This window comes from Nonomuraea sp. N2-4H (assembly GCF_045291505.1).
GTDB lineage: Bacteria > Actinomycetota > Actinomycetes > Streptosporangiales > Streptosporangiaceae > Nonomuraea > Nonomuraea fastidiosa.
In genome coordinates this window covers 8,772,543-8,790,987 of the sequence record NZ_CP147987.1, presented here as the reverse complement: position 1 = coordinate 8,790,987, position 18,445 = coordinate 8,772,543, and the positions used below count along the sequence as shown (strand labels likewise).

The 18,445-nt window shown below is 70.3% G+C and carries 17 protein-coding genes; 10 read left to right on the top strand and 7 right to left on the bottom strand.

What is annotated here, in order from left to right; genetic code table 11:
* Positions 1–1,689, bottom strand: coding sequence for an ABC transporter transmembrane domain-containing protein (locus WBK31_RS40690; RefSeq protein WP_406674123.1), 1,689 nt, complete (start codon positions 1,687–1,689; stop codon positions 1–3).
* Positions 1,690–1,961: 272 nt separating this feature from the next.
* Between WBK31_RS40690 and WBK31_RS40685 the strand changes: the two genes are divergently transcribed.
* The 4 genes from WBK31_RS40685 (at position 1,962) to WBK31_RS40670 (ending at position 5,268) form a co-directional block, all read left to right on the top strand.
* Positions 1,962–2,582 carry a phosphotransferase gene (locus WBK31_RS40685; RefSeq protein WP_406674122.1) on the top strand — a complete coding sequence of 207 codons (621 nt, stop codon included), beginning with the start codon at positions 1,962–1,964 and terminating at the stop codon, positions 2,580–2,582.
* Positions 2,583–2,678: 96 nt separating this feature from the next.
* Entirely contained in the window at positions 2,679–3,482 is an 804-nt protein-coding gene (locus WBK31_RS40680) for an SDR family oxidoreductase (RefSeq protein ID WP_406674121.1), read from the top strand.
* A gap of 228 nt (positions 3,483–3,710) precedes the next feature.
* Positions 3,711–4,865, top strand: a complete 1,155-nt coding sequence (locus WBK31_RS40675) for an RtcB family protein (protein ID WP_364068936.1) — start codon at positions 3,711–3,713, stop codon at positions 4,863–4,865.
* 4 nt (positions 4,866–4,869) lie between these two features.
* Positions 4,870–5,268 carry a hypothetical protein gene (locus tag WBK31_RS40670; protein WP_364068934.1) on the top strand — a complete coding sequence of 133 codons (399 nt, stop codon included), beginning with the start codon at positions 4,870–4,872 and terminating at the stop codon, positions 5,266–5,268.
* Here the strand turns inward: WBK31_RS40670 and WBK31_RS40665 are convergent.
* Positions 5,214–6,656, bottom strand: coding sequence for a DHA2 family efflux MFS transporter permease subunit (locus WBK31_RS40665; RefSeq protein ID WP_378785201.1), 1,443 nt, complete (start codon positions 6,654–6,656; stop codon positions 5,214–5,216). The genes WBK31_RS40670 and WBK31_RS40665 overlap by 55 nt on opposite strands.
* A gap of 79 nt (positions 6,657–6,735) precedes the next feature.
* On the opposite strand from WBK31_RS40665, the gene WBK31_RS40660 reads away from it, so the two are divergent.
* Positions 6,736–7,356, top strand: a complete 621-nt coding sequence (locus WBK31_RS40660; RefSeq protein WP_364068930.1) for a TetR/AcrR family transcriptional regulator — start codon at positions 6,736–6,738, stop codon at positions 7,354–7,356.
* Between the two features lie 120 nt (positions 7,357–7,476).
* Here the strand turns inward: WBK31_RS40660 and WBK31_RS40655 are convergent, their stop codons facing one another.
* From WBK31_RS40655 to WBK31_RS40635, 5 genes are all read right to left on the bottom strand, one after another.
* On the bottom strand, positions 7,477–8,943 hold the full coding sequence (locus WBK31_RS40655) for an ATP-binding protein (protein WP_406674120.1): 1,467 nt from the start codon (positions 8,941–8,943) through the stop codon (positions 7,477–7,479).
* A gap of 334 nt (positions 8,944–9,277) precedes the next feature.
* Positions 9,278–9,700 carry a hypothetical protein gene (locus WBK31_RS40650; RefSeq protein ID WP_406674119.1) on the bottom strand — a complete coding sequence of 141 codons (423 nt, stop codon included), beginning with the start codon at positions 9,698–9,700 and terminating at the stop codon, positions 9,278–9,280.
* Positions 9,701–10,211: 511 nt separating this feature from the next.
* Positions 10,212–10,952, bottom strand: a complete 741-nt coding sequence (locus tag WBK31_RS40645; protein WP_364068924.1) for a succinate dehydrogenase/fumarate reductase iron-sulfur subunit — start codon at positions 10,950–10,952, stop codon at positions 10,212–10,214.
* Positions 10,949–12,871 (bottom strand): fumarate reductase/succinate dehydrogenase flavoprotein subunit, encoded by a 1,923-nt coding sequence (locus WBK31_RS40640; RefSeq protein WP_364068922.1) that lies wholly within the window; start codon positions 12,869–12,871, stop codon positions 10,949–10,951. The genes WBK31_RS40645 and WBK31_RS40640 overlap by 4 nt, the downstream gene beginning before the upstream one ends.
* A complete protein-coding gene (locus WBK31_RS40635) occupies positions 12,868–13,617 on the bottom strand; it encodes a succinate dehydrogenase cytochrome b subunit (RefSeq protein ID WP_364068920.1) in 750 nt (249 codons plus the stop codon). The genes WBK31_RS40640 and WBK31_RS40635 overlap by 4 nt, the downstream gene beginning before the upstream one ends.
* A 133-nt stretch (positions 13,618–13,750) precedes the next feature.
* Between WBK31_RS40635 and WBK31_RS40630 the strand changes: the two genes are divergently transcribed.
* The 5 genes from WBK31_RS40630 to WBK31_RS40610 all read left to right on the top strand — a co-directional run bounded on the left by WBK31_RS40630 (position 13,751) and on the right by WBK31_RS40610 (position 18,434).
* Complete coding sequence (locus WBK31_RS40630) at positions 13,751–14,680, top strand: LysR substrate-binding domain-containing protein (RefSeq protein ID WP_364068918.1); 930 nt, start codon at positions 13,751–13,753, stop codon at positions 14,678–14,680.
* 45 nt (positions 14,681–14,725) lie between these two features.
* Complete coding sequence (locus WBK31_RS40625; protein ID WP_364068916.1) at positions 14,726–15,859, top strand: fused response regulator/phosphatase; 1,134 nt, start codon at positions 14,726–14,728, stop codon at positions 15,857–15,859.
* 46 nt (positions 15,860–15,905) lie between these two features.
* A complete protein-coding gene (locus WBK31_RS40620; protein WP_378785205.1) occupies positions 15,906–17,003 on the top strand; it encodes an ATP-binding protein in 1,098 nt (365 codons plus the stop codon).
* Positions 17,003–17,452 carry a response regulator gene (locus tag WBK31_RS40615; RefSeq protein WP_364068912.1) on the top strand — a complete coding sequence of 150 codons (450 nt, stop codon included), beginning with the start codon at positions 17,003–17,005 and terminating at the stop codon, positions 17,450–17,452. The genes WBK31_RS40620 and WBK31_RS40615 overlap by 1 nt, the downstream gene beginning before the upstream one ends.
* Positions 17,453–17,645: 193 nt before the next feature.
* A complete protein-coding gene (locus tag WBK31_RS40610; protein WP_364068910.1) occupies positions 17,646–18,434 on the top strand; it encodes a hypothetical protein in 789 nt (262 codons plus the stop codon).
* Positions 18,435–18,445 lie beyond the last annotated feature (11 nt).

The window sequence follows — 18,445 nt, the reverse complement described above, 5'->3', positions numbered from 1 at the left end:
TCAGTTCTCCCCGCGGGTCACGGTCGCCGCGTACGCGGGCGAGCAGTCGAGCAGCTGCCGGTGCGTGCCCTCGGCGGACACGCGGCCGTCTTCGACGTGGATGACGTGCTGGGCCCGGTCGAGCACGAGGGGGCTGGTGGTGCAGATCAGCGTGGTACGTCCGGCGCGCGCGGCGGCGAGGCGTTCGGCGATGCGGGCCTCGCTGTGGGCGTCGACGGCGCTGGTGGGCTCGACGAGGATGAGCACTTCAGGGTCGGCGAGCAGGGCCCTGGCGAGCCGCAGCCGCTGCTGCTGCCCGCCGGAGAACTCCCGCCCGGCCTCGGCCACCTCGGTGTCGAGCCTGTCGGGCAGGGCTTCGACGATGTCGGTGGCGCAGGCGGCGTGCAGGGCCCGGTGGATGTCCTCGTCGGTGGCCTCGCCCCGGACGTCGAGCTCGTCGCGGAGGCGGCCGTTGAACAGGCGGGCGCCGTTGTCTGCGACGAGGATGCGGGCGCGTACTTCGTCGACGGGGAGGGTGCGCAGTTCGGCGGGACCGAAGGTGACGTCGCCCTCGGTGTAGCGGCCGAGCCGGTCGGCGATGGCGGCGGCTTCGTCGGGGGTGGCGGCGGCGAGGGCGGTGAACGAGCCCGGCTGGAGGGTGACTCCGCTGTAAGAGTCGCGCAGTACGCCGCCCGGGCTGCTGCCGTTGCCGCCGGTGACCTCGGGGCGGATCGACAGGATGCGGATCACCCGGCCGGCGGCGACGTGGCCCTTGGTGAGCTTGTCGGCGGCCTCGGTGAGGGTGCGCAGAGGGCCGATGAGGAAGACCGCGTACAGGTAGAAGGAGACGAGCTGCCCGGTGGGGATGTCGCCGGCGACGGCGAAGTTCGCGCCGATGCCGGTGACGACGGCGATGAGCAGTCCTGGCAGCACGATCTGGGCGCCTTCGAGTACGGACTCAACACGCGCCACGTGGACGCCCGCCAGCCGCACCTCCTGGGACTCCTCGCGGTAACGCTGCGCGAAGACCTGCTCGCCCCCGACGCCGCGCAGCACCCGCAGCCCGGCGACGATGTCGGCGGCGCGGGTGGACAGCTCGCCGGTCAGCTCGCGCTGGCGGCGCTGGCGCAGGTGCAAGGGGCGGAGCAGGGGCCAGACGGCGAGAGCCATGACCGGCACCCCGAACAGCACGAGCAGGCCGAGCGGCAGCGAGGTGGACAGGAGGATGACCGTGACGGTGACGATGGCGACGACCGCGCCGCTGCCGCGCAGCAGGATGTCGATGCTGCCGCCGATGTGGGCGATGTCGGAGTTTCCGACGCTGACGACCTCGCCGGTGGACAGGCGTTTGGGCAGCGTGGCGCCGAGCCTGGCGGCCTGCCGGGAGGTGAGCTGGACGGTGCGGTACGCGGCGGCGAGCCAGTTGTAGACGGCCATGCGGTGCCGCATGATCCCGCTGAACGCCTGGACGAGACCCAGCCCGGACAGCACGGCCGACCACATGATCAGCGCCGAGGTGTCCTTGGCGGTGACGGCCTGGATGCCCTGCCCGAGTACGGCAGGCATGAGGGCCTGCACCCCCCACCACAGGACTCCGAAGCCGATGCCGAGGAGCAGGGAGGGCGCCTGGCGGCCGGCGTTCCACCACAGGTAGCGCAGCGGGCTGCGGATGTCGGGCACGCCGGGATCGGCCTCAGGAAGGGAGCGCATAGCCCGACCACCTTGACAAGACGTCACGTGGACCGGCAAACCGTTTTCATCCAGTTACACGGACAGCCTCGCAGGAGTCCTCCCGGCGATCTTTACATGGTGCTCATCCCGCCCGGAACGCCTCTCACCGCGCTCTTCCCGTCCAGCCCCGCAGCACGTGAGATTTCCGGCTTATTGGGCGATTTGTTCCGTTCTTACATCGTGTATCGAGGCCGCCCGGATCGCGCGCCGGAGCGCCCGGCAGGGGTACGGGTAGGCGAGAATCGACCCTTGTGAAGCACGGGTACACCAACAGCACGTTCGGCGACGGCGCCCTGGTCGTGAAGTGCTACCAGGGTCCCGAGGCGGCCTTCAGGCTGACCACCGAGAGCCGCTACCTGCGCCGCCTGCGCGGCCGCCTGCCCGTCCCCCGCGTCCACCAGGTCACCGCCACCAGCCTGACCACCCGCTACGTCGACGGCCTGCACGGCCAGGACCTCCTCGACGAGGGGCGGGCCGAGGAGGTGTTCACCGAGTGCGGGCGGATGCTGGCCCGCATCCACCGGCTGGGCATCGTCCACGGCGACTACGGGCCCCAGAACATGCTGTTCGACCCGGCCACGTACGAGACGGCCGCGATACTCGACTGGGAGTGGGCGCACCCGGGGCGGCCGGTCGAGGACATCGCCTGGGTGGAGTGGATCGTCCGCAGCCACCACCCCGATCACGTGCCGCTGCTGCCCCGCTTCTTCGCCGCGTACGGCGAACCGGTCCCCGCCTGGCCCGAGCGCCACGCCGCCATGATCGACCGCTGCCAGGCCCTGCTCGACTTCTGCGCCCGATGGGAGCCGGGCGGCGAGGGCGAGAAGCTGTGGCGCGAACGCCTCGACGCCACCACCGCCTGGAACGAGTGACCCCACGGCCGTCGCGCCACCACCGCCTGGACGGAGTACCCCCGCCCAGGCCACAGGTTGTGCGGTTTTGTCGGTGGCCTTTGCTTAGGTGCGGGCATGACGGAAAGCGTGATCCTTGTCCTCGGCGCCACCGGCTCCACCGGCCGCCGCGTTGCGGAGATCCTGCGGGCCGGCGGCCACACCGTGCGGGCCGCGTCCAGGAGCGGCGAGACCAGGTTCGACTGGTCCGACCCCGCCACTTGGGAGCCTGCCGTCACCGGCGCGTCGGCCGTCTACCTCATGGCGCCCGACGGCGTCCCGATAGACTCCGAGTTCGTGTCGCTGGCCGTGAGCCGCGGCGTCGAGCGGGTGGTGCTGCTGTCCAGCGGCGCCATCGAGGCGATGCGTGACGAGCGCCTGCTGGCCGCCGAGCGCACCGTGCGCGGCTGCGGCGCGGCGTGGACGATCTTGCGACCGAGCTGGTTCGACCAGAACTTCGACGAGGGTTTCCTGCGGCCCGCGGTGATGGCGGGCGAGCTGGTGCTGCCGCTCGGCGAGGTGCGGCAGGCGTTCGTGGACGCGGGCGACATCGCGGCGGTGGCCGCGGTGGCGCTGACGCAGGACGGTCACGCCGGCCGCTCGTACGAGATCACCGGCCCGCGCGCGCTGTCGTTCGGCGAGGCCACGGAGATCATCGGCCGCGCGATCGGCCGTGAGGTGCGCTACCGGGGCGGCGAGGAGGACTACATCGCGGTCAACGAGTTCGCGGAGGAGGCGATCGAGGCGGCGAAGGCGTTCGCCGCGCTGCGCGCGCTCGGCGATCAGCCGGCCTCCGACGCGGTCGAGCAGGTGACGGGACGCCCGCCGAAGTCCTTCGAGTGGTACGCGCGGGAGGCCGCCGCCGCAGGGGCCTGGCGCTGAAACCGCCGAGCGGGAGCCTGCCTCGCCGGGACCGCCCAACGGGGGCTTGCTTCGCTGGGGCCGCCGGCCACCCATGCGGGCGGCGCCCCACCAACAGCCTGACCTGGCGTTTCGGCGCGCCCGTACGGCGATCGCCCCCGGGCGCGCAACCCCCCGAACCGTAAAATAGGTGGGAAATCCTCTCTGGTCACGACACACTGATCACGACTCAGTGAGGAGATCCCTTTCATGCCGAACCAGCCCGCACCCAATCTGCTGTCGTGGGCCAGCGAGATCGACGAAGGCGCGATCATGCAGGCCGCACGCACTGCTCGCCTGCCGTTCGTCGCCGGTCACGTCGCTCTCATGCCGGACGCTCACGTCGGCATCGGTGCGACGGTCGGCTCGGTGATCCCGACCGAGAACGCGATCATCCCCGCCGCCGTCGGCGTGGACATCGGCTGTGGCATGGTGGCGACCGAGACCACGCTCACGGCCGCCGACCTGCCCGACTCGCTCGCCGCGCTGATGCCGCTGGTCGAGCGGCGCATCCCGGCCGGCGTCGGCAAGGGTCACGACGATCCCGGCATCGACCGTACGCTGAGCGACCTCGGCCTGCCCCACACCGACCTCAGCCCGAAGCAGACCAAGAAGGTCGCCGACCAGTTCGGCACCCTCGGCTCCGGCAACCACTTCGTCGAGGTCTGCCTCGACGAGCGCGACCGGGTCTGGACGGTGCTGCACTCGGGTTCGCGCGGCATCGGCAACCAGCTCGCCCAGTACCACATCACGAACGCCAAGAAGCTGATGAAGAAGCAGCAGGTCGGGCTCGAAGACCCCGACCTGGCCTACCTGGTGCAGAGCACGCCGGAGTTCACCGCGTACATCGAGGACATGCTGTGGGCGCAGCGCTACGCGATGGCCTCGCGCGCACGGATGGACCGGGTGCTGATCGACGCGCTGTTCAAGGTCGTCGGCAAGGGGCAGCGGGTCAGGACGATCAACTGCCACCACAACTTCACCCAGCAGGAGACCCACTTCGGCAAGTCGTTGTGGATCACCCGCAAGGGCGCCATCAAGGCCGACCGCGGTGACGAGGGCGTGATCCCGGGGTCGATGGGCACCCGCTCGTACATCGTGCGCGGGCGCGGCAACCCCGACTCCTACAACTCGTGCTCCCACGGCGCGGGACGCCGCATGTCGCGGACGAAGGCCAAGCGTGAGCTGTCGGTGAAGTCGCTGACCGAGGCCATGAGCGGCCGCACCTGGAACGCCGACCGGGCGGCGGCCCTGGTGGACGAGCACCCGGACGCGTACAAGCCGATCGACCAGGTCATGGCCGACCAGCAGGACCTGGTCGAGGTGCAGCACACGCTGCGCCAGATCTTCAACTACAAGGGGTGAGCCGGTGGCGATGCCGAAGAAGGGCTCGCGGCGCATCACCGTCGACGGCGGTGACTACCGCTGGCGGGTGCGCCGCAAGCCGTCCTCCTGCCAGGGCAACGCCTGGACGCCGCTGACGTTCTCCGTCGAACGGACGGAGGCGCCGGGCAACCTCCTGGTGGTGTCGCTGCCGTGCGCCCGGCCGGACAACTGGCTGGGCCGGCGCACGATCCCGGTCACGCCCGCTCTGGTGGCCGCCTCCATCAGGCGGGCGCTGGAGCAGGGCTGGGACCCCGGACGGCCGGGGCGCGCCATGAGGCTGGAGGTCACCGAGGACGACCTCACCGCGTTCCTGGGCGGGCCGCCGGACTACCTGATCCCCTTCTTGTGGGGTTTCATCCGGGAGCGTCCGGCCTCCGCCTGAGCAGGCGCCTGAGCCGCCGCCCGGCCGGGCAGCAGCGGGATGAGCGCCAGGACGATGGCGACGGTGGCGAACGAGATCCAGAACACGCCGCGCAGCCCGCTCATGGTCCCGGCCGCGGTCTGGACGACGAGCGTGACGACGGCGACCCCCAGGGCGGCGCCGAGCTGGTTGAGCATGTACAGCACGGAGCTGCCCTGGGCCACCATCGGCCCGGGGAGCGTCCGGTAGAGCGAGCCCATGGTGGGCGCGCTGAAGCAGCCGCTGCCCAGGCCGAACGCGAGCGCCGCCAGCGCGGGCCACACCTCGGGCGTGCCAGGTCCGATCAGCGTCAGCCCGTACGCGCTGAGCAGCGCCACGACCGCGCCTCCCGTGGCCAGGCCGCGCGCGCCCAGCCGGTCCGACAACCGGCCGGCCAGCGGCATGGCGATGGAGCCGCCGAGCCCGAGCGGCGCCATGAGCAGCCCGGCCGCGAGCACGCCGTGCCCGTGCGCCTGCTGGTAGTACAGGGGCAGCGCGAAGAGACCGGCGTACAGGCCCATGCCGCCGAGCCCCATGATCGTGACGCTGGCGGTGAAGCCGCGGCTGCGGAACAACCCCAGGTCGATGAGCGGGCGCTCGCCGCGCCGGGCGTGCCCGCCGTACGCGACGAGCAGCGCGGCCCCCGCGACCAGCGGCAACAGCACCTGCCAGGCCCCGAACCCGCCCTGCTCCGCCGTCTGCGACAGCCCCAGCACGACGGCCGCGAACCCGGGGCCGAGCAGCGCGAGGCCCAGCACGTCGAGCCGCGCGGGATCCGTGCCCTCCTGCGGGTCGGGTGGGATCACGCGCACGGCGAGCACCAGCGCGACGGCTCCGACGGCCACGCTGAGCAGGAACATCGCCCGCCACGACAGCGATCCGAGTATCGCCCCGCCGGCGATCGGCCCGAGTACGGGTCCGAGTGACAGCACCACGCCCATGAGGCCCATCACGCGCCCGGCCCTGCGCGGTCCCGCCGCCCTGGCGAGCAGGATCAGCACGAGCGGGTCGAGCAGGCCCGCGCCGAAGCCCTGCACCACCCGGAACGCGATCAGGCTGCCCACGTCCCGCGCCAGCCCGGCGGCCAGCGATGCGGCGATGAACACGCCGAGCCCGGCGAGCCACAGCCGTTTGCCGCCGTACCGGTCGACGGCCCAGGTGGTGAACGGGATGGTGGCCGTCACCGCGAGCAGGAACCCGGTGGACGCCCAGCCGACCGTGCTCAGCGAGGTCGTGAAGATCGAGGCCAGGCTCTCGGTGGCGACGGCGGCCATCGTGCTGTTGAGGATGCCCAGCATGCCGCCGAGCAGCACCACGGCGATGGTGGCGAGCAACCGCCCGTCCATCCGGCCGTCTTCATTTGAACTCATGGGTTCAACGTAATGACCTCATCCGTCTGAACACAACCCTCTCGTTCACCGATCTGAACTCTTGAGTACAATCGAGGGCATGAGCACCACTCGCGGCCGGATCGACAAGCGCCAGGCGATCCTGGAAGGCGCGTTCACCGTATTCGCCCGTGAGGGCTACGCGCAGGCGTGCGTGCAGGCCATCGCCCGCGAGGCCGGGGTGGCCAAGCCGACGGTCTACAACCACATGACCGACAAGGCCACGCTGTTCCGGCACTCCCTGGAGGCCGCCGCGCGGGCCGTGCTCGACGAGCGCATCGCCGCGCTCGAACCGCTCGCCGACCCCGGCGACGACCTGCGCGCCGCCCTGCAGCAGGCGGCCGGCCGCCTGCTCCGGCTGCACACCGACGGGCGCTCATGCGCGCTGCGGCGGCTGCTCTACTCCGAGGTCACCCACTTCCCCGACATCCTCGACATCGTCAAGGACAGCGGGCCCGACCGGCTCACCCGGGCGCTCGCCGACCGGCTGGCCAGGCTCACCCTCGCCGGCCGCCTCCGCGCCGGCGACCCCGACCTCGCCGCCGAACAGTTCCTCGCGCTGCTGCTCGGCCCTCTTGAGGCCCGCACCCAGCTCGGCACCCGGACGCTGCCGGAGGCGGAGCTGGACGCCATGGCGCAGGCGGCCGTCGACGCGTTCGCCCGCGCCTGGGACGTCTCCTGACCTCGCCCCGCTAAGGGCGCCACCGCCCAGCCCCTTCGTTCGGTTCACCGTTCTTCCTGACACTGGGAAGTGGTCCGAACCGCCTCATCGTTACCGGCGCACCGGGAGAAACCCGGGTCTTCAGTCGCCTGAGTAGAGCCGCCGCAGATCCACCAGCTCCACGTCCCGCCGCCCCCGCGCCGCCTCCACCAGCTCGCCCGTGAACCCTGCCCTGGCGAACAGCAGCAATTTCGGCGGCGCGTCCACCTGGGCGTCGGGCAGCAGCGCGCGCAGATGCTCAAGCCGCTGCAGCTGCGGAACGTCCATCGGAGTCAGCGTGCCCTTGGCCTCGCCGATGGCGATGATGCGGTCGGCCTCGGACGCGTTCGTCTCGGTGACCACGAGATCGAGCTCGTGCCCGCGCCGGTGCGCCCGGCAGCTCACCTCGCTGGGCCGCACGGCGCTCGCGAACCCGCCCAGCGTGTCGGCCGAGGCGTGCAGGAAGCACCACTCGCGGGCGAGATCCTCGAAGTGCGGGCCGTAGATCTTGGACGCCACGGTGTCGGCGCTCGACCGCCAGACCTGCTTCGCCTTGCCGGCCACCAGCTCGGGCTCCCGCCGCTGCGTGACCAGCTGGTGCAGCCGGACGATCGGCTCGGCGATCTTGAAGACGCTGCGCTTCTGCCGCAGGGCGTCCTCCACCTGCTCGACCAGCCCGATGCCGCGCAGGCCGGAGAGCAGGTGGCCCAGCGCGCTGACGGGCCGTCCCAAGGCGGCGGCGATCTCCGTGCGGCGGTGGTTGCCCGCACTGATGGCGGCCAGGACGGCGGCGTACGAGGTGGGGTCGGCGATCGACGGCTCCTCCCGCAGCAGCAGCCCGCCCTCGCGGAACATCGCCGACGCCGGGTTCAGCAACCGGCGCTGCACCCAGCCGTCGAAGGCGTCGACTCCGTCCGGGCCCGAGCCACCGCACATCTCCCGGTACGCGGGAGTGCCGCCGACCAGCGCATGGACCCGGAAGGCCAGCTCGGGATCCTCCGTCAGCCCCCAGAACGCACCCGCGTCCCTGAACCCGAAGGGCCGCACCACCAGTTCGAGCACCGCCCGCCCGCGCAGCGGTGCTCCCCCGCCCAGCAGCTCGGCCATCGTGGTGAGCGCGCTGCCGCACAGGATCAGACGCGTGCGGGTCCGCTCCTTGGCGTGCCCCGTGGGGCTGAGCGCCTGCTGCAGATACGACGGCAGCGCCGGGGTGGCGGCGATGAGATACGGGAACTCATCGATGATCACGGGCACGGCGCGCTCATCGCCGAGGCGCAGCAGCTCGTCGAGCCCTTCCCGCCAGTCGCGGAACGACACCGGCTGCCGCAGCCCGCGATGGGCGGCGTAGGCTGCGCCCAGATCGGCGAGGTTCTGCGTCTCGCTCTGCTGGGTCGCCGCGAACAGCAGACCGCCCGTGGCCTGGGCGAGGAGTTCGAGCATGAGCGTCTTGCCCTGGCGGCGCCGCCCGTAGACCAGGCCAAGCGTCGCGCCCTCGGTGGGCGCCTCGACGAAGTCGGCGAGCGCCGCCCACTCCTCGTCCCGCCCGAACAACCGCGCCGGCTTGTCCATGATGGCCCCTTATTGACGCTGAGAATGATGGCTGCAACTATAATAGGTATAACAATCATTGCTAGCCCTGCCATCTACTGCTCGTGACTATCGGGGTTCGGGGCCGAGGCTCCGGTTGGCCGCATGCCCCTGACGATCGCTCGACCTCGACCAGCTGTCGGCTCCCATCACGCACGGCTCGCGGTCCAGCAGCGTGACCAGGCGATGGAGGTCCCGGACGGCCGACGGACGAGACGACGACCGAACGGACGCAGGCGGAGCGGGAGGCGAGCAGACCGGCGGCTGTCTCCATGACAGCCGGATCGGCCGCCGGCGCCCCGGACCGGAAGGACACTCAGCCGGTGAAGGGCGTGCGGCGGGCCAGGTACAGGGCGGTGTCGACGCCCATCGTCACCTGCTCGCCGACCGCCTCCTCGAGCGCAGCGAAGAGATCCGCGCGGGTGGCGTCGTCGAGCATCCGATAGGCCGACTGCGTGGACAGGTACGCGACGTAGTCGGCCCCTGAGAGCGTCCGCTCCGACCGGTAGAAACGCGTCGACAGGTCCCCGAACTCAGGCAGCTTCTCCAGGTCGGTGTACCACCACGATCTGGAGAACAAGCCGTCGTCGGCAGGCTCGGTCTTAGGGGTGATGTGCGGGGCATACCGGCGATGCGCGGCAAGCACCTCGGCCGCCTGCTCGGGATCCTTGAGGTGGTCGCGTTCCAGAACAGAGCCAGCACCCCGCCCGGAGCGAGCGCCGCGACCGCCCGCTCCCAACGGATCTCCGGATCGATCCAGTGCCAGACCTGCGCGCTGAGCAGCAGCCCGAACGGCCGCTCCGGCCGATAGTCCTCGAAGGCGGACACGGTGATCGTGGCCCAGGCCGAACCCCTAAGGCCCACCGCGGTCAACCACTCAAAGACACCTCAGCCGACATCCAGCGTCCCGGCCCGGCCAACCCCCAAAGGGCTCCCTCGGTCAACCACCCACAGAAACACCCCCAGCCCACACCGGCAGGGACTCCCCCGGTCACCTCCGAAGGGACGCTCCCGCGGTCCGGGGTGGGCATCGCAGGCCCACCGCATCGGCGGGCAACGGGGTGGAATGAACCACCAGCCGAAGGCGTGCGCCGACAGGCGCCACAGAACAAAACAGCCTTTGCCCACCCGGCGCCAAGCGCCCCCAAAGCGAAGCCCTTTGGACCAAGGGCGGGAATCAGCCAGGCGACCACGGAAAAAGGGCAAGGGGTGGGTGGAGCCAGGCCCACCCACCCCTTACGCGAAAAGGGCTACTTGGAGTTCGCCTTCAGGTAGTCGCTGTTCATCCGCGCGATCGCGTCCAGCGGGATCCCCTTCGGGCAGACGGCGGTGCACTCGCCGGTGTTCGTGCAGCCGCCGAAGCCCTCGGCGTCCATCTGATCCACCATGGCCTTGGCGCGGGACAGGCGCTCGGGCTGGCCCTGCGGAAGCAGGCCGAGGTGGGTGATCTTGGCGGCGACGAAGAGGGAGGCCGAGCCGTTGGGGCAGGCCGCCACGCAGGCGCCGCAGCCGATGCAGGTGGCCGCGTCGAAGGCGGCGTCGGCGTCCTCCTTGCGGACCGGGATGCTGTGGGCGTCGGGCGCCGACCCGGCCGGTACGGAGACGAAGCCGCCCGCCTGGATGATGCGGTCGAACGCGCTGCGGTCCACCACCAGGTCCTTGACGACCGGGAACGGCGCGGCGCGCCACGGCTCGATGGTGATCTCGGCGCCGTCCTCGAAGTGGCGCATGTGGAGCTGGCACGTCGTGGTGGCGCGCTGCTCGCCGTGGGGTACGCCGTTGATGACCATGCCGCACATGCCGCAGATGCCCTCGCGGCAGTCGTGGTCGAAGGCGATCGGGTCGTCGCCTTCGAGGATGAGGCGCTCGTTGAGCACGTCCAGCATCTCCAGGAACGACATGTCCGGGGAGACGTCCTCAACCTTGTACGTCACCATGCGACCCTCGTCCGAAGGGCCCTTCTGACGCCAGACGTGTAGGGTCAGGTTCACTTGTAGCTCCGCTGGGTCATCTTGACGTACTCGTACTCGAGCGGTTCCTTGTGCAGGACCGGCCCGTCGGGGGTGTACTCCCAGGCGGACACGTGCGCGAAGTTCTCGTCGTCGCGCAGCGCCTCGCCGTCGTCGGTCTGGGATTCGGCGCGGAAGTGGCCGCCGCAGGACTCGGTGCGGACGAGGGCGTCCAGGCACATGAGCTCGGCCAGGTCGAAGAAGTCGGCCACCCGGCCGGCCTTCTCCAGCACCTGGTTGAGCTCTTCGGCGGTGCCGGTCACCTTGACGTTGTTCCAGAACTCCTCGCGCAGCTCGGGGATGCGCTCGAGGGCCTTGCGCAGCGACTCCTCGGTGCGCTCCATGCCGCAGTAGTCCCACATGAGCTTGCCGAGCTCGCGGTGGAAGGAGTCGGGCGTCCTGGTGCCGTTCACGGACATGAGCCGGTCGATCTTGCTGCGGACGCGGATCTCGGCCTCGGCCACGGCCTCCTCGTCCACGTCGCCGAACGGGCCGTCGGCGAGGTAGTCGCCGATGGTGGTCGGCAGCACGAAGTAGCCGTCGGCGAGGCCCTGCATGAGGGCGGACGCGCCGAGGCGGTTGGCGCCGTGGTCGGAGAAGTTGGCCTCGCCGATGACGAACAGGCCGGGGATGGTGGACTGCAGGTCGTAGTCCACCCACAGGCCGCCCATCGTGTAGTGGACGGCGGGGTAGATGCGCATCGGCACGTCGTACGGGTTCTCGCCGGTGATGCGCTCGTACATCTCGAAGAGGTTGCCGTACTTCTTCTCGACGGCTTCGCGGCCGAGCCGGTTGATGGCGTCGCGGAAGTCGAGGTAGACGCCGAGCCCGCCGGGGCCGACGCCGCGGCCTTCGTCGCAGACGTTCTTGGCGGCGCGGGAGGCGATGTCACGCGGCACCAGGTTGCCGAAGGCGGGGTAGATGCGCTCCAGGTAGTAGTCGCGCTCCTCCTCCGGGATGTCGCCGGGGGCGCGGGTGTCGTTCTTGCGCTTCGGCACCCAGACGCGGCCGTCGTTGCGCAGCGACTCCGACATGAGGGTGAGCTTCGACTGGTACTCGCCCGACACCGGGATGCAGGTCGGGTGGATCTGCGTGAAGCAGGGGTTGGCGAAGTACGCGCCGCGCTCGTGGGCCCGCCAGATGGCGGTGGTGTTGCAGCCCTTGGCGTTCGTCGACAGGTAGAAGACGTTGCCGTAGCCGCCGGTGGCGAGCACGACGGCGTCGGCGAAGTGCCGCTCGATCTCGCCGGTGACCATGTCGCGCACGATGATGCCGCGCGCCCGGCCGTCGGAGACGATCAGGTCGAGCATCTCGTGGCGGGCGTACATGGTGACGGTCCCGGCCGCGATCTGCCGCTCGAGCGCCTGGTACGCGCCCAGCAGGAGCTGCTGGCCCGTCTGGCCGCGGGCGTAGAAGGTGCGGGAGACCTGGGCGCCGCCGAAGGAGCGGGTGTCGAGCAGGCCGCCGTACTCGCGGGCGAACGGCACGCCCTGCGCCACGGCCTGGTCGATGATGTTCACCGAGACCTGGGCGAGGCGGTAGACGTTCGACTCGCGGGAGCGGAAGTCGCCGCCCTTGACGGTGTCGTAGAAGAGCCGGTAGATCGAGTCGCCGTCACCGCGGTAGTTCTTGGCGGCGTTGATGCCGCCCTGGGCGGCGATGGAGTGGGCGCGGCGCGGCGAGTCCTGGTAGCAGAAGGACTTGACGTTGTAGCCCAGCTCGCCGAGGGTGGCGGCGGCGGAGCCGCCCGCCAGGCCGGTGCCGACGACGATCACGTTGAGCTTGCGCTTGTTGGCCGGGTTCACCAGGCGGGCGCTGAACTTGCGCTTCTCCCAGCGCTCCTCGATGGGCCCGGAGGGAGCCTTGGTGTCCCGGATCTCGGGGCCTTCGGTGTACTTCACTTGACTACTCCGAACGTGATCGCGAGGGGCGGGGCCACGAAGCCGAGGACCAGCAGGGCCGAGACGACGCCGGCGGTCGCGCGCAGGACGCGGTAGCGGTTGCGGTTGGCCCAGCCGAGCGTCTGGAAGGCGCTCCAGATGCCGTGACGCAGGTGCAGGCCGACCATGACGACCGCGACGAGGTAGATCAGGGTCACCCACCACCGGGAGGCGTCGAAGCCGGCGATCATCCGGTCGGCGGGCTCGGAGTCGAAGCCCTTGGGGTTGACGACGCCGAAGGTCAGGTCGAGCAGGTGCCAGATCACGAAGAGCACGATCGTCACGCCACCCCAGCGCATGATGTGCGTGGTGTAGCCGCTCGCCTGGGACTTCTTGGTCACGTACTTGACCGGCCTGGCCTTGCCCGCGCGGCGGGAGAGCGAGATCGCGGCCCACATGTGCAGCGCGACCGAGGCGACGAGGACGATCTCGACGATGGTCAGCAGCGTGCGGTAGGGCGCGAGGGGCTCGAGCAGCGTGCGCAGCGCGTGGGCGTACTCGTTGAAGGACTCACGGCCGAAGAAGATCTTCAGGTTGCCGAGCATATGGCCGACGAGAAAGAGCACCATCACGGCGCCCGTGACGGCCATGACGACTTTCTTGCCGTTGGACGAACTGAAGAACCCGCCGGGCCTCTTGCCCGCCGGGGTTTTCTTGGGGGCTGAAACAGGCGCGGTGGCGGAGCCGCGCTCTATCGTGGCAGTCACATCCCAAAAGCTAGGTATCCAGCAATGATCCGTCCAAGTCATCGTGGACCTGGTTTCGATAGCTCAGGGCTATGATGCGGGTAGATGAGGCTTTCTCGGAGTTCCCGTCACGCGCGGATGCGAGGAAAATCACATGCAGTTCCAGCAGCTCGCGTACTTTGTGGCGGTCGCGGAGACCCGGCACTTCACCCAGGCGGCCGAGCGCATGCGGGTCGCGCAGCCCTCGCTGAGCAAGCAGATCAAGGCGCTGGAGGAGGATCTCGGGGCCCGGCTGTTCTCCCGCGCCCGGGGCAACGTCACGCTGACGGCGGCGGGTGAGGCGCTGCTGCCGCTGGCGCGCCGCATCCTGGCCGACGCCGACACCGCCAGGCAGGAGGTGGCCCAGCTCGCCGGGCTGCGCAGGGGCCGGGTACGCCTGGGCGCCACGCCCTCGCTGTGCGCCGGGCTGGTGGCCGACGCGCTCGCCCGCTTCCACCGCTCGTACCCCGGCATCGAGCTGCTGGTCGAGGAGGGCGGCTCACGTGACCTGGTCAAGGCGCTGGCCAGGGGGCAGCTCGACCTGTCGCTGATCATCATGCCGCTGCAGAGCGACGACCCCTCGCTGGTCACCGAGGAGATCCTGCGTGAGAACCTCGTCGTCGTCGCGCCCGTGCACGAGCGGCTCAAGGGCCCCTACCTGCACATCGAAGACCTGCGGAACCGGCAGATGGTGATGTTCAGGCGCGGTTACGACCTGCGCGAGGCGACGCTCGCGGCCTGCCGGCAGGCCGGGTTCGAGCCGCAGCTCGCGGTGCAGGGCGGCGAGATGGACGCGGTGCTGCGCTTCGTCGAGGCCGGGCTGGGCGTGGCGGTGGTGCCGTCGATGGTGCTCGACGGCCGTCCGGGGCTGCGCGGCACGCCGCTCGCGCCGCCGGGGCTGAGCAGGACGATCGCGCTGGCGCACCGCAAGGACGTGGAGCCGACCAGCGCCGCGCAGGCGTTCCGGCAGACGCTGCTGTCGTACGTGGTGGAGGCCGGCCGGGACGGCACGCTTCCGCAGGGGGTCGAGCTCATCGCAGAATGAGCACCAAGGGCACCGCCTGGGCGCCGCACTCCCCGAAGAGGTGTTTTGACGGCCAATCTCTCCGAAACGCTGACGTTGCTCCTCATCGAGGATGACGACGGTGACGCCTTCCTGGTCGAAGAGCTGCTGAAGGAGGCGGCGGCGCCGCCCCGCATCTTCCGCGCGCGCAGCCTGAGCGAGGCGCGGCAGAAGCTGACCCCCGAGATCCAGTGCGTGCTGGTGGACCTGTCGCTGCCCGACGCCAGCAGGCTGGAGGCGCTGGAGGAGGTCATCGCGCTCGCGCCGTTCACCGCCGTGCTGGTGCTGACCGGGCTCAGGGACGTCCACGTGGGCGTCGCGGCCGTGCAGTCCGGCGCGCAGGACTACCTGGTCAAGGGCGACGTGGACGCGAGGCTGCTGGCCAGGTCCATCCGGTACGCGATGGAGCGCAAGCGCGCCGACGTGGCGCAGCTCAAGCTCGTCCAGGCGGAGCTGACCGCCAAGGAGAACGCGCGGCTGGAGGGCGCGCTGCTGCCCGATCCGCTGCTGCGTACGCGGGAGATCGAGCACGTCACCCGCTATCTGCCCGGCAGCGGCGGCACGCTGGCCGGCGACTTCTTCGACACCGTGCAGACCCCCGACGGCTCGGTGCACGTGGTGATCGGCGACGTGTGCGGGCACGGCCCCGACGAGGCCGCGCTCGGCGTGGCGCTGCGCATCGCCTGGCGCACGCTGGTGCTGTCCGGGCAGACCGGCGACACGCTGCTGCGCACGCTGGACGCGCTGCTGCGGGCCGAGCGCCAGGCGCCCGAGATCTTCACCACCCTGTGCATGGCCACGATCTCGCCCGATCTGCGCCAGGCCACCATGCGCGTGGTCGGCCACCCGCCGCCCGTGCTGGTGCGGGAGGGCACGGTCGAGGTGGTGGACGGCACGCCGTCCGGGCCGCCGCTCGGCATCTTCCCCGACGCCGCGTGGTCGGTCATCGACGTGCCGCTGGGCGAGGAGTGGTCGATGATGCTCTACACCGACGGCCTGATCGAGGCGTCGGCGCACGAGCAGGGCCGGATGCTCGGCGTGGAGGGCCTGGTCGGCCTGGTACGCGCGCACGGCATCGCCGACCTCGACGCTTTGATCGGCCAGGTCGGCACCCTCACCGACGACCTGGCCGTGGTCATGCTGAGGAGGAAGAAGACGTGAGCATCCACCCGCTTCCTCCCCCAAGGAGCCGATCGGGCTCGGCCGGGTGCCGGTCGCCCGCTGGTTCCTGCTGTTCGGGGCGCTGGCCGGGCTGACGTTCGCCGCCGGGGTGGCGACGGTGATGACGATGGCCGCGCGCACGGCCGAGCTGAACCCGCGCCGCGAGGTGGCCGACCAGGTAGACCGGCTGATCGTGGCGCTGATCGTGGTGTTCGTGCTGCTGCTGGTCTGCGCCGCGGGCCTCGCGCTGGTCGTCAGGTACGCGGTGCTCAAGCCCATCGATCAGCTCACCGACCAGGTGCGCGCGGTGGCCGCCGGCGACTTCGACCGCGACCTGCACGTGGACCGCCCCGCCGAGCTGGCCGAGCTGTCCAGCCACATCGACTCCATGCGCGGCCGCATCCTGTCGGGCTGGCGGACGGCCCAGGACCAGGCCGAGGAGCTGCGCCGGTCCAACGGCGAGCTCGAGCAGTTCGCGTACGTGGCCAGCCACGACCTCCAAGAACCGCTGCGCAAGGTGGCGAGCTTCACCCAGATGCTGGAGCAGCGTTACGCCGACCGGCTCGACGACCGGGCCAGGCAGTACATCCACTTCGCCGTGGACGGCGCCAAGCGGATGCAGGCGCTCATCAACGACCTGCTGGACTTCTCCCGGGTGGGCAGGGTCACCGGCGGGCGCACGCCGACCGAGTCGGGCGCGGCGCTGGACCGGGCGCTGGACAACCTGTCGGCCGCGATCGAGGAGTCGGGGGCCACGATCACCCGTGACGAGCTGCCCACGGTCCTGGGGAACCAGACGCAGCTCACCCAGCTCTTCCAGAACCTCATCGAGAACGCCGTGAAGTTCCGCTCCGAGGAGCCGCCGCGCGTCCACATCGGGGTCAGGCGCGACGGCGGCATGTGGGAGTTTCGCTGCTCCGACAACGGCATCGGGGTCGAGCCCAAGTACGCCGACCGCATCTTCCTCATCTTCCAGCGGCTGCACGCCCGCGACGTCTACCCCGGCACCGGCATCGGGCTGGCGCTGTGCCGGAAGATCGTCGAGTATCACGGCGGGCGGCTCTGGCTCGACGGCGACGCGACCGGGCCCGGCGGCCACGGCGCCACGTTCCGCTGGACGCTGCCCGCCGCGGGAGACACGTGATGAACGAATGGCGGCCCATCGAGGTGCTCCTGGTGGAGGACGACCCCGGTGACATCCTGCTGACCAAGGAGGCGTTCGACCTCAACAAGGTGCGCAACCGGCTCAGCGTGGTCAACGACGGCGAGCAGGCGATGGCGTTCCTGCGGCGGGAGGGCGCCTACGCGGACGCGCCGCGCCCCGACCTGATCCTGCTCGACCTCAACCTGCCGCGCATGAGCGGGACGGAGGTGCTGCGTGAGGTCAAGGCGGACGCCGTGCTGCGGACGATCCCGGTGGTGGTGCTGACGACCTCAGAGGCGGAGGAGGACATTCTCCGGAGCTACCGCCTCCACGCCAATGCTTATGTCACAAAACCAGTAGATTTCGAGCAGTTTATCCGTGTTGTCCGGCAAATCGATGATTTTTTCGTGACGGTGGTTAAGTTGCCGGCGCAGGGGCAGCGCCTCTGACACGGGTACGTGACGGGAATCACAGCAAGTCATCGAAAAAGTGAGTGACCTCGCTCACAAAAAACGATCCTGTCGTCGTAACGTATCCCCCACCAACGCGCGCCCGAGCGGATCCCGCCGTGTGAGCGCGCCCAGCGAAACGACACCACGGACCCCCTGCGCGAAGGGTCCGCGGGAGGTGGAGAGGTCCGCGATGACCCAGACGACGCCCGAAGCTCCGGTTCGACGGCAGCGTGCGCAAGTCAGAGTACGCACCCTGCGAACAGACAGATGGTGGCTGGCCCCGCTCGTGACGTTCCTCGGGCTCGCCTCCTTCCTCGTCTACGGCGTATGGGCGATCATCGACAACAGCATCTTCTACGATCCGTACATCGCCCCGTTCGCCTCGCCGTGCCTTGCGGCGGCGACGTGCCCGGAAGGTGCCCAGCTGTTCGGATGGGCGCCGATCGGCGACTGGTACACGCTCTCGCCCGGCCTGCTCATCCTGGGCCTGCCCGGCGGGTTCCGTCTCACGTGCTACTACTACCGCAAGTCCTACTACCGCTCGTTCTGGCTGTCGCCGCCCGCCTGCGCGGTGCAGGAGCCGCACGGCAAGTACACCGGTGAGCGGCGCTTCCCGCTCATCCTGCAGAACATCCACCGCTACTTCTTCTACGCGGCCATCGTCATCGGCCTCGTCCTGGCCTACGACGCGGTGCTGGCGCTCGTGCACAAGCCGCTCGGCCTGGGCACCTGGATCCTGATACTCAACGCGGTGCTGATCAACGCCTACACGATCTCCTGCCACTCCTGCCGGCACATCACGGCGGGCCGGCTCAACCACTTCTCCCGCCACCCGCTGCGCTACAAGGCGTGGACGTTCGTCTCCAAGCTCAACGCCAAGCACCAGCAGCTCGCGTGGGCCTCGATGTTCTCGGTCATGGGTGCCGACCTGTACGTCCGCCTGGTGGCCAAGGGCATCATCGCCTTCCCGTACGCGTAAGGACAGCTTTC

Excerpts from the sequence above, each read along its gene's own strand:
- WBK31_RS40690 (WP_406674123.1), bottom strand. The coding sequence starts at position 1,689 with ATGCGCTCCCTTCCTGAGGCCGATCCCGGCGTGCCCGACATCCGCAGC.
- WBK31_RS40680 (WP_406674121.1), top strand. The coding sequence starts at position 2,679 with ATGACGGAAAGCGTGATCCTTGTCCTCGGCGCCACCGGCTCCACCGGC.
- WBK31_RS40675 (WP_364068936.1), top strand. The coding sequence starts at position 3,711 with ATGCCGAACCAGCCCGCACCCAATCTGCTGTCGTGGGCCAGCGAGATC.
- WBK31_RS40665 (WP_378785201.1), bottom strand. The coding sequence starts at position 6,656 with ATGAGTTCAAATGAAGACGGCCGGATGGACGGGCGGTTGCTCGCCACC.
- WBK31_RS40660 (WP_364068930.1), top strand. The coding sequence starts at position 6,736 with ATGAGCACCACTCGCGGCCGGATCGACAAGCGCCAGGCGATCCTGGAA.
- WBK31_RS40655 (WP_406674120.1), bottom strand. The coding sequence starts at position 8,943 with ATGGACAAGCCGGCGCGGTTGTTCGGGCGGGACGAGGAGTGGGCGGCG.
- WBK31_RS40630 (WP_364068918.1), top strand. The coding sequence starts at position 13,751 with ATGCAGTTCCAGCAGCTCGCGTACTTTGTGGCGGTCGCGGAGACCCGG.
- WBK31_RS40615 (WP_364068912.1), top strand. The coding sequence starts at position 17,003 with ATGAACGAATGGCGGCCCATCGAGGTGCTCCTGGTGGAGGACGACCCC.
- WBK31_RS40610 (WP_364068910.1), top strand. The coding sequence starts at position 17,646 with ATGACCCAGACGACGCCCGAAGCTCCGGTTCGACGGCAGCGTGCGCAA.